General features: G+C 69.4%; 8 protein-coding genes. 2 read left to right on the top strand and 6 right to left on the bottom strand.

Annotated elements, in window-relative coordinates; translation table 11 throughout:
- The coding region (locus tag ACWGIG_RS32115) for a sugar ABC transporter substrate-binding protein (RefSeq protein WP_453325208.1) at window positions 1-1,308 on the bottom strand (1,308 nt) is incomplete at its 3' end.
- A 491-nt stretch (window positions 1,309-1,799) separates the two neighbouring features.
- On the opposite strand from ACWGIG_RS32115, the gene ACWGIG_RS32110 reads away from it, so the two are divergent.
- Window positions 1,800-2,810 carry a hydroxyacid dehydrogenase gene (locus tag ACWGIG_RS32110; RefSeq protein ID WP_453325207.1) on the top strand — a complete coding sequence of 337 codons (1,011 nt, stop codon included), beginning with the start codon at window positions 1,800-1,802 and terminating at the stop codon, window positions 2,808-2,810.
- A gap of 60 nt (window positions 2,811-2,870) precedes the next feature.
- Here the strand turns inward: ACWGIG_RS32110 and ACWGIG_RS32105 are convergent, their stop codons facing one another.
- The 5 genes from ACWGIG_RS32105 to ACWGIG_RS32085 form a co-directional block, all read right to left on the bottom strand.
- Window positions 2,871-4,325 carry an aldehyde dehydrogenase (NADP(+)) gene (locus tag ACWGIG_RS32105; protein WP_453325206.1) on the bottom strand — a complete coding sequence of 485 codons (1,455 nt, stop codon included), beginning with the start codon at window positions 4,323-4,325 and terminating at the stop codon, window positions 2,871-2,873.
- Window positions 4,322-5,488, bottom strand: a complete 1,167-nt coding sequence (locus ACWGIG_RS32100) for a hypothetical protein (protein WP_453325205.1) — start codon at window positions 5,486-5,488, stop codon at window positions 4,322-4,324. The genes ACWGIG_RS32105 and ACWGIG_RS32100 overlap by 4 nt, the downstream gene beginning before the upstream one ends.
- Window positions 5,489-5,492: 4 nt before the next feature.
- Window positions 5,493-6,749 carry a glucarate dehydratase family protein gene (locus tag ACWGIG_RS32095; protein ID WP_453325204.1) on the bottom strand — a complete coding sequence of 419 codons (1,257 nt, stop codon included), beginning with the start codon at window positions 6,747-6,749 and terminating at the stop codon, window positions 5,493-5,495.
- Entirely contained in the window at window positions 6,749-7,693 is a 945-nt protein-coding gene (locus ACWGIG_RS32090; RefSeq protein ID WP_453325203.1) for a 5-dehydro-4-deoxyglucarate dehydratase, read from the bottom strand. Before ACWGIG_RS32090 ends, ACWGIG_RS32095 begins: the two co-directional genes overlap by 1 nt.
- 87 nt (window positions 7,694-7,780) lie before the next feature.
- Window positions 7,781-9,298: a sodium:solute symporter family protein gene (locus ACWGIG_RS32085; RefSeq protein WP_453325202.1), complete on the bottom strand. Its 1,518-nt coding sequence runs from the start codon at window positions 9,296-9,298 to the stop codon at window positions 7,781-7,783.
- Window positions 9,299-9,431: 133 nt separating this feature from the next.
- Between ACWGIG_RS32085 and ACWGIG_RS32080 the strand changes: the two genes are divergently transcribed.
- Window positions 9,432-10,253, top strand: a complete 822-nt coding sequence (locus ACWGIG_RS32080) for an IclR family transcriptional regulator (RefSeq protein WP_453325201.1) — start codon at window positions 9,432-9,434, stop codon at window positions 10,251-10,253.
- Window positions 10,254-10,332: the final 79 nt, after the last annotated feature.

Here is a 10,332-nt window from a genome sequence, read left to right as displayed (position 1 = left end):
GTCCTTGAGAATGCCGGCGAGCTGCTTGTCGAGCTCTCCCAGCTTGGCCTCGATGTCCAGGCCGCAGTCGGCCATCAGAGCGTTCACGGTGTCCGCCGTGGCCTGCCGCACCGGGGTCCAGTTCGGGAGGGAAGGGGCGTAGCGCCCGGAATCCCGGTACACCTCGGAGTAGGTCTTCCAGCGGGGGTCGGGACGGACCTGGGCGATGTTCACCGTCTTGTTGACGGGGAGCTGTACGACGAAGCCGGTGTCGCCCTCCATCCCGATCTTCTGGCCCTGGGCGGAGATGGCGAAGTCGATGAAGGCGTCCTGCCCGGCCCGGTTCTCGGAGCCGGCCATCAGATAGACGGAGCCCCCCTCGGCGAGGACCGTGGCGTCCTTCGGTCCCTTGGGCATCGGTACGACCTCGTACTTGTCCTTGCCGAGGGACTCGTCGAAACGGGGCAGCATGTACGGGCCGACGACGTACATGCCGGTCCTGCCCGCCTCGAACGTCTCGTTCGTCGGCGGGGTGTCCATGGTCACGGAACCCGGCTGGACGGACTTGTCCTTGCAGCCGAGGTCGCGGAACCACTGCATGGCGTCGACGGACGCCTTGCTGGTCATCGCCGGCTTGTACGTGCCCTTGCCGGCCTCGGTGACGAAGTCCCCGCCCGCGGCCCACAGGAAGTTGGAGAAGTACCAGGAGGCGTAGCCGCGCTTGGTGGAGAGCGGGGCGGCGAGGCCGGAGGTGTCCGGCTTGCCGTTGCCGTCGGGGTCCTGGGTGGTGAAGGCCTTGGCCATCGCGGCGAAGTCGTCCCAGGTCTGCGGGGTGCCGAGCTTCAGCTTCTGTCGCCAGTCCTTGCGGATGAGCAGCGCGGACGCCTGCGCCGAGTACGGCAGTGCGTACTGCTTGCCGTCCACGCTCTTGCCGGAGTCCAGGCTGCGGTCGATGAGCTCCTTGCTGTTCTTGATCTTGCCCAGGTCGATCTCCCGGAGCAGGCCCTGGCTGTGCATGGCCCCGAGCTGCGTCACGTCGTTCATGACGATGTCGGGAAGGTGCTTCTGCGCGGCCCGCTGCTGCAGCTTGGTCTCGAAGTCGTCGAAGATGGCCGTGATCTTGACCTTGAAGCCCGTGGCCTTCTCGAAGGCCTTGGCGAGCTTGAGTGTCCCCTGCTCCCCCGGTCCGCCCGGTTTCGTCCGGGTCCAGAGCTCCAGCGGCGCTTTGGAGTTCTGCTTGGCATCCACTCCCGCAGGCCCGGATGTACAGCTGGTGAGGACCAATGCCGAGGCGAGAAAACCCGCACCGATCCATCGCGATCTCTGCATGACAACTCCTGTTTCACCGCTGCCCAGTTGGCCTAGAAAGCGCTTGCTGGGACGGTAACGGCGCCCGAATCAGCGGTCAATACTCCGATGAATATGAATATTCCAGTGGTCGGCGAGAGTCCTGGCGGACACACATTCCTCCACCGCCCCGGAAAGCCGACGCCGATGAGGGATTGACCTCCTCCAGAAATCGCTGATAAAGGAGCAGTTCAACCACCCCTGAAAGCGATCACCCCGCTCCGAGGCGGGTGTGGACCACTGCGGTCACCGCCTGTTCGACGAGGACCGGACGCCTGGGTTCCAGGCGATGACATTCCAGTGATCCGATGTATGGTCCCTGCGAGCTGCCTGACCCGAGTGGTCAACAAGCCACACCGGTCCGCGACATCCAGCCGGACAATTACCCACGCATCCGACCAGGGCCCGTTGGCCCGCCGGTCGACGGGCCGCCAGTGAACAGGCCGAGCGCACAGGCACAGGGGAGAACCGACATGAACCAGCCGACCACCGCACCGACAGCCCTGTTGGTCATGGAGAAGGAACGCCGGGCGGACGTCTTTCCGCCCGAGGTACTGGCCGGGATCGACCGGCTGGTGGACCGGCAGGGACCGCCCCTCACCCGGGAGCAGCTCGCCGAGGACCCCTCCGTACTGCAACGGGTCGACGTCCTGCTCACGGGCTGGGGCGCGCCCGTCCTCGACGCCGCCCTCCTGGGGCACGCCCCTCGGCTGCGGACCGTCCTCGTCGCGGCGGGATCCGTCCGGCACCTGACCACGCCCGCCTTCTGGGAGCGGGGCATACCGATCGTCTCCGCAGCCGCGGCCAATGCCGCCCCGGTGGCGGAGTTCACCCTCGCCCAGATCCTCCTCGGGCTGAAGCAGGTGCACCGCATCGCGCGGGACGTGGCGAGCAGCCGCAGCTTCCCGCACAATGTCGCGGTGCCGGGCGCCTACCGGTCGCGCGTGGGCCTGTTGGGGCTCGGGCACATCGGGCGGCTCGTCGCGGCGCACCTCGGCCGCTTCGACGTCGACGTCTTCGCCACGGACCCCGTCGCCTCCCCGGAGACCGCCCGGCAGGCGGGCGTCCGGCTCATCGGCATCGAGGAACTCTTCGCCACCTGCCACGTCGTCAGCCTCCATGCACCGCTCCTGCCCGAGACCCGCGGCGCGGTCGGGGCACGGCTGCTGAACTCCCTGGTGCCGGGCGCGACGCTGATCAACACCGCGCGGGGCGCACTCGTCGACGAGACGGCCGCGGCGCAGGTGCTGCGCGCCAGGCCCGACCTCACCGCCGTACTCGATGTCACACATCCGGAGCCTCCGGCCCACGACTCGCCACTCTTCGACCTTCCCAACGTCGTCCTGACGCCCCATCTCGCCGGCGCGATGGGCGCCGAACGCCACCGCCTCGGCCTGCTGGTGCTCGACGAACTCCGCCGCTTCACCCAGGGCCTGCCGTTGCGGCACGCCATCGACCCCGCCCAGGCCGCTTCACTGGCCTGACGCCGTACGGGCCGTACCCATGCCGGTCCACCCACCCCGACAAGAGCCGGCAGAGACGGCCTACCGTCGACCGTCCGTGCGGCGCGGGAGCTTCCACGGGTTGTCGTCACGCAGGGCTTCCGGCAGCAACGCGTCCGGGAAGCCCTGCCAGGCAACAGGCCTGAGGAAGCGCTCGACGGCGGCGGTGCCCACGGAGGTCGTCGTCGGCGAGGTGGTCGCCGGGTACGGCCCGCCGTGCTGCTGTGCCCAACTGACCGTGACTCCGGTCGGCCATTCGTTCCACAGCAACCTGCCCGCGATCTTGACGAGCGAGGGCAGCACGGCGCGCACGAGCTCGGCTTCGCTCTCCTCGCCCTGCACGGTCGCGGTGAGTCCTGGTTCGAGCGCGTCGAGCAGGCGCACCAGCTCGCCCGGGTCGGCGTAGGTGACCACCAGCGACGCAGGGCCGAAGCACTCCTGGTGCACGCCCCTGCCCGCGGCCAGGAACTCCTTGCCGCTGATGCTCAGCAGGGCCGGGGTGAACACCGGACCGTCCTGTACGGGCTCCGCCAGCACCTCGACGCCCGGCACCTCGCGGACCCCGGACAGCACGCGGGTGTAGCCCTCCGCGATGCGCTCGTTCAGCATCGGCTGGGCGGAGACGGCGGAGACGGCCTCCTTCAACGCGCCGTCGAGGCCATGGCCTTCCGGCAGGAGGAGCAGGCCGGGCTTGGTGCAGAACTGGCCTGCGCCCAGGGTGAACGAACCCACGTACGCCTTCGCGACGGCCTCGCCGCGCGCGGCGAGAGCACCCGGTGTGACGACGACCGGGTTGACGCTGCCGAGTTCGCCGTAGAACGGGATCGGGTTCGGGCGGCCGGTCGCGATGTCGAACAGCGCGCGCCCGCCCGGCACCGAACCGGTGAAGGAAGCCGCCGTGATCCGCTCGTCACGCAGTGCCGTGACACCGACGTCGACGCCGTGGACGACCGCGAAGATCCCCTCCGGCGCCCCCGCCGCGACCAGCGCGTCGTGCACGAGCGAGCCCGTCCGGTTCGACAGTTCCGGGTGCCCCGGGTGCGCCTTGAGCACGACCGGGCAGCCGGCGGCCAGCGCGGACGCCGTGTCCCCGCCCGCGACGCTGAAGGCGAACGGGAAGTTGCCGGCGGCGAACACCAGCACCGGGCCGATCGGAATCAGCAACCGCCGGATGTCGGGACGCGCGCCCATCGGCCACGCGTCGTCCGCGTGGTCGATCGTGGCTCCGAGGAAGTGCCCTTCGTCGAGCTCGTCGGCAAACAGGCGCAGCTGGAACGTCGTCCTGGCGAGCTCGCCCTTCAGCCGCGGTGCGGGCGGAAGGTGCGTCTCGGCAGCCGCCGACGCGATGAGTTCCTCGGCCGCGTCGTCGAGTGCGTCGGCGACGGCGACCAGCCAGGCCGCGCGCTCGGCGGGGGTCGAGGCGGCTGCCGGTCCGGCCGCTGCCGCGGCGTCGGTGAGCACGCGCTCCAAGGTGGCGGAATCGGTGTCCTGGGTCATGAGTCCTTCCTTCGCGAAGCGTGCGCCGCGCCCGTGGCGGCGTACATGTCGTCCAGGCGGCCGGGGCCGGCCAACCCGAGGTGGTAGAGGTGCAGTTCGCAGGCGCCGGCCTCGGCCAGTTCCGTGATGTGGGCCGACATGTCGGGGACCGGGCCCGCGGCCACGGCGGTGACGTAGCTACCGATGTCCACGGTGGACGGAAGCTGCCGTCGGGCCTTCGCGACGGCGTCGGCACCGGCCCGGCCCGGTGTCCAGTTCTGCAGCACCACGGCGTCGACGTCAGCGGCTGCGGCCGGGGTCAGGCCGGGAAGTGCCCCGGCCGCCCAGGGGTCGAGCGCGCCGTGCAGGACGGCCCTGGTGCCGGGCCCGACCGCGGCGAGCACACCGCGCCTGAGCCGGTCAGTACCGCGCCGCCGGGTTTCGAGGATCGTGGCCCTCAGCTCTTCGGGCAGCTTGTCCGCGGTGGCGGAAAGATCGGCGTTGTCCACCAGGCGGCGCACCTCGGTCCGCAGGGCGTCGCGGACGTCTTCGGGAATCGCACCCGACTCGGCCCAGCCGTCGGCGCAGGCCGTGCAGCAGCACACCGAGAGCAGCCGCGCGACGGCGGGAGACCAGACGCCGTCGGTCTTCTCGTGCTGGTGCTGGTGAACCGCGCCCAGCGGGCCACAGGCTTCGAGGACCACCGACGCGAGGTCGAGCCCCTCCACGCACTCCGCGGTCAGCGTCGCCGCGTACGCCTGGACCGCCGGCTGCGACGGGCACAGCGCCCACGGATAGCTTTCGCCGAAGCAGTTGCGTACGGCGTACTGTGGGAACTCCTTGCCCAGCCGGGAATTGTGGGTGAGCACGATCCACGCCGCGGCGGGCACACCGGCCGCGTTGAGCACGCGAACGGCGTCTCCCGCACTGTCGGGAACCGAGGCCCAGTCAGGTGCGGCCGGACGCAACGTGGCGTCCTGCCAGGCCTCCTCCCGCACCGGTCGGTAGAGCGCCGCGTGCCGGGCGAGAACCGAAGTGCCCGAGAGCGACCAGGGAGTGGCGGCGCGGGCGCTGTGGTAGGACACGGCGACGGCCACTTCGTCGACCCCGAGTTCCCGCACCCGGTCCACGAAACCGGGGGCGTCGAGGACGTCCCACGGATAGGCGTAACCGACTACTCGCACCGTTTCACCACCGTGCCGTGTGGGGTGCGAACGACGGGACGAACTTCCGCATGTAGGTCACGTCGTCCCGTTTGGTCTGTCCGCAGCGGACGTAGTCCTCGTGGGCCCTGGCCAGCGCGTCCGGATCCAGCTCGATGCCCAGGCCCGGCCTGTCGGGCACGGCCACCGCGCCGCCGCGGAACTCCAGTGCCCCCGGCGCGATGACGTCGACGTCGCGCCACGGCCAATGCGTGTCGCAGGCGTACGTCAGGTGCGGGGTCGCCGCGGCGACGTGCACCATCGCGGCGAGGCTGATGCCGAGGTGGGAGTTGGAGTGCATCGAGAGACCGACGTCGAAGGCCTCGCAGGTCTTCGACAGTGCTTGGGTGTCGCGCAGGCCGCCCCAGAAGTGGTGGTCGGAGAGGACGACACCGACAGCCTTGGCCCGGAAGGCCGGCTCGATGTCCTCGAAGCGCACCACGCACATGTTGGTGGCCAGCGGCATGCTCGCCTGCTCGGCGACCTTCGCCATGCCTTCGATGCCCGGGGTCGGGTCCTCCAGGTACTCAAGGACGCCGTCCAGTTCCCGCGCCACCCGGACCGAGGTCTCCACCGTCCAGGCCGCGTTCGGGTCGATGCGCAGCGGGAGGCCGGGGAAGGCCTCGGCCAGCGCGCGGATCCCGTCCATCTCCCGGTCGGGGTCCAGCGCGCCGCCCTTGAGCTTGATCGACTTGAAGCCGTACTGGTCGATCATCCGTTGTGCCTCGCCGACCAGGGCGTCCGGGGTGAGCACCTCGCCCCAGACGTCCTGTTCGGCGCCCAGATGCGCTCCGTACTTGTAGAAGAGGTACGCGGAGAAGTCGACCTCGTCGCGTGCGCGCCCGCCGAGCAGGTCGACCACCGGACGGCCCAGGCAGTGCCCCTGGGCGTCCAGGGAGGCGACCTCGAACAGCGAGTAGACGCTGGCGACGGTCTTGCTCACCGAGAAGCCGCCCGTGAGGCCGTGCTCGTCGGCGAACACCGCCCCGCCCAGTACCCGCGTCAAGGTGCGGCGCAGTCCTGGCAGGTCGAACACGTCGTGCCCGGTCAGCTCCGGCAGCACCTTCCGCACCTGGTCGAGGAAGGCCAGGTCGCCGTACGACTCGCCGAGACCGACCACTCCGTCCTCGCAGCGCAGTTCGACCACACCGCGCAGCGCGAACGGCTCGTGCACTCCCATCGCGTTGAGCAGCGGCGGATCACGGAAGGCGACCGGGGTCAGGACCACATCGACAATCTTCATCAGCGAACACCGTCCAGTGCGGACAGCAGCGCGTAGCCGTCCTTGACGATCTCTTCCAGGCGGTCGACCTGTTCCGCCGCGGGTTCGACGAGCGGGGGCCGGACGCCACCGACCCTGTCGCCCCGCAGCCGTGCGCCGGTCTTCACCAACGAGACCGCGAAACCCGGGGTTTCGTCCCGCAGCGCCACCAGCGGCAGGTAGAACGCCGCCAGCAACGCGTCGACGGTCTTGTCGTCCCCTGCCGCGAGCGCTCCGTGGAAGCGGATCGCGATCTCCGGCGCGAAGCAGTGGACCGCCGACGAATAGCGGGCCACCCCGATCGCCTTGTACGCGCGGGCCGAGACCTCGGCCGTCGGCAGACCGTTGAAGAACAGGAAGTCCTCGGCCCGCGGCGACTGCGCGCTCCGGATCGCGGTGACGATCCTGGTCATCAGCTCGACGTCGCCGACGCCGTCCTTGAGACCGACCACGGACGGGATGTCGAGCAGCGTCACCGCGGAACCCGGGGTGAACGCGCCGTTGGAGCGGTGGTAGACGACGACCGGGACGGTGGTGTCGTTCACCGCGTACCGCACGTGGTCGACGAGGCCGGACGGCGGCCCGGACACGAGGTACGGAGGCAGCAGGAGAACGCCGTCGGCGTTCCCTTCCTGTGCCGCCGCGACCCCGGCCCGTGCCGTCGCCGCGCCGCCTCCGGCTCCCGTCCAGACCGGCACCCGGCCGGCCACCACTTCGCGGGCCCTGCGCAGGAGCACGGCCTGCTCGTCGGGCGTCAGTGCGCTGAACTCGCCTGTCCCGCAGGCGACGAACAGTGCTCCGGCGCCGGCTGCCACGTGCCGCTCGACCGTTTCGGAGAACGCGTCCAGGTCCAGGTCGAGGTCGTGGGTGAAGGGGGTGAGGGGAAACGCGAGCAGGCCGTCGAGCTCGACGTGGGGCTGTGCCATCAACTTGTCGCTCTTTCGTTCTTGAAGGGTCATGAGCGGGGAGTTCCTCCGCTCATGCGGGGTCGCCGGGGCGACCGGTGGCTCCGCTCACGCACGTACCGTGGACGAGGCCGGTGGATTGCCGCGGACCTCGATGTCGTCGTCCTCCCCGCCGACGAGTTCGATCATCTCGTCGGTCGACTCCCTGCGTTCGGGGGCGAGCAGACCGAGTCCGCCGAAGAGGGCCAGCGAAACCAGTACCGGCGTGGCGACGGTGACCGTGGCGTTGGCGGCGAACACGTAGTAACAGAGCGCGTAGGCGATCAGCCCGCCCGCCCAGGAGACCAGCGCGGCCCGCGGCCCGCAGTTGCGGAACGCGGGGAGCATGCCCAGCAGCAAGGGCACCGATATCGGACCCATCAGGGCCGCGACCCACGACACGACGATCTGGAGCACACCACCGAGGTTCTGGGCCTGGGTGGCGACGATCATCGTCAGGACGACGAACAGGATGGTGGACGTCCGGGCCACCCGCAGGCCTTCCGCCTCGGTGAAGCTCCGCGCCCGGCGCCAGAGCACCGGCAGCATGTCCCGGGTGATCACCGACGAGATCGCGTTGGCGTCGGAGGAGACCATCGCCATCGTGTGCGAGAAGATACCGGCCAGCACCAGGCCGATCAGGCCGGGCGGCAGGAACGTCATCGTCATCACGGCGTACGAGGTGTTGGGGTCCTCCAGACCCGGGACGAGCAGCGGGGCCGCGAACATCGGGAACATCAGGACCGGCGGCCACAGAAGGTAGAGGGCCGACGAGAGCCGGGCACCGCGACGTGCTTCGCGGGTGTTCGGCGCGGCCATGTAGCGCTGCGCCAGGTTCCACATGCCGCCGTTGTACTCAAGCGTCTTCACCAGTACGTAGACCAGGAGGAAGACGGTCGTGTACTTGGCGGTCGCCGGGTCGAGGTGGCCTTCGGGAAGCTTCGCCCACATCGTCCAGAGACCGGACACACCGCCGAGCTTGCCGAGGATGACCCAGATCATCACGAGTGCGGCGACGGCCTGGATGACGAACTGGCCGAAGTCGGTGAGCGCGTCGGCCCAGAGACCTCCGGCGGTGCAGTAGATGAGGGTGACCGAGCCGGTGAGGACGATGCCCCAGACGTACGGGACCCCGGCGAAGGCGTTGAGCAGGGTCGCCACCGCGTACCACTTGGCCGCGATGTCGAAGATCTTCAGCAGGCTGCCGCTCCACGCGAGGGCCTGCTGCGTCGGCACGTCGTACCGCTTGGCCAGGTATTCGAGCGGTGAGGCGACGCCGACCTTCGAGCGCAGCCGGTTCCACCTGGCGGCGAAGAGCCAGCTGCCGATGCCGACACCGATGCCGATACTGGCGAAGCCCCAGAAGTAGACCGTGATCCCGCTCGTGTACGCCACGCCGGCGTACGCCACGAAGAGAACCGCGCTGTAACCGGACATGTGATGGGAGATTCCGGCCAGCCACCAGGGCATCTTGCCGCCGGCGGTGAAGAAGTCGCTGACGTTGGAGACCTTCTTGTGGGACCACCAGCCGATCACCACCATCAGCACGAAGTATCCGCACACCATTGTCCAGTCGAGGAGATGCACCACTGACCCCTCTCGCGGTTCACGTACATGAACGGCGTCTTTTATTCTGATAGCCGTTCATGACTGGGAATGCTGTCCCGGGACGTTAATATGGTGTGACGTACGTGTCAACGGCTGGATGAAGGAGCGCCTCGTGCCGCAGAAGGTGGGAACCCCGGCAGGCGAGAACGCCGTCGAGCCGGCGGGGGTCGTTGAACCGGCGGGGGTCAAATCGGCGCGGCGCGCCATCGATCTGTTGGAGACCTTCGCGGCCAACGGCGTCTGGCTGTCGCTGTCCGATCTGCAGGCGAGTACGGGTTTCCCCAGGTCGAGCCTGCACGGACTGCTCCGCACGCTGCTCGACGCCGGGTGGCTGGAGGCGGATTCCCACTCCGGGCGATATCGCCTCGGGGTCCGGGCGCTGATCTGCGGCACGGCCTATCTCGACCGTGACCCTGTGGTCCCCTACGCGACGGAAGCGCTCGAACTCGTCCGCGAGAAGACCGGATTCACCGCGCACTACGCCCGCCGCAACGGCGCGGAGGTGGTGTACCTGGAGACCCGGGAGTCGGTCAGGTCCACCCATCTGGTGTCACGCGTCGGCCGGACCCTGCCCGCACACGCCACAGCCCTCGGGAAGGCGCTGCTCGCCGAGCTGACGCACGACGAGATCGAAGCCGTACTGCGCGACCCGCTGACCGCGCTGACCCCGAACACGATCACCTCGGTGGAAGCCCTCCATGCCGAATGCGCCCTGACCCGGGAACGCGGCTACGGCGCCGAGATCGAGGAAGGCGGCCTCGGGGTGCGGTGCGTCGCCGCGGTGATCCCGTACCGGATCCCCGCCACCGACGCGATGAGCTGCTCCATGCCCGTCGACCAGGTCACCGACGACGACGTCAAGCGCGTCGGCGAACTGCTCGCCGAGGCCACGGCGGAGCTCGGGCAACGCCTGCGCCGCGCGGGAATTCGCTGATCCCTCCCCTTCTCCTGTGGGCACGCAGGGAAATCCTTTTCGGTACGCAGAGAAATCCTTGTCGGTACGTAGAGAAACT

It is taken from the genome of Streptomyces sp. NPDC054863 (assembly GCF_053610825.1).
This window is presented reverse-complemented; position numbering and strand designations above follow the sequence as displayed.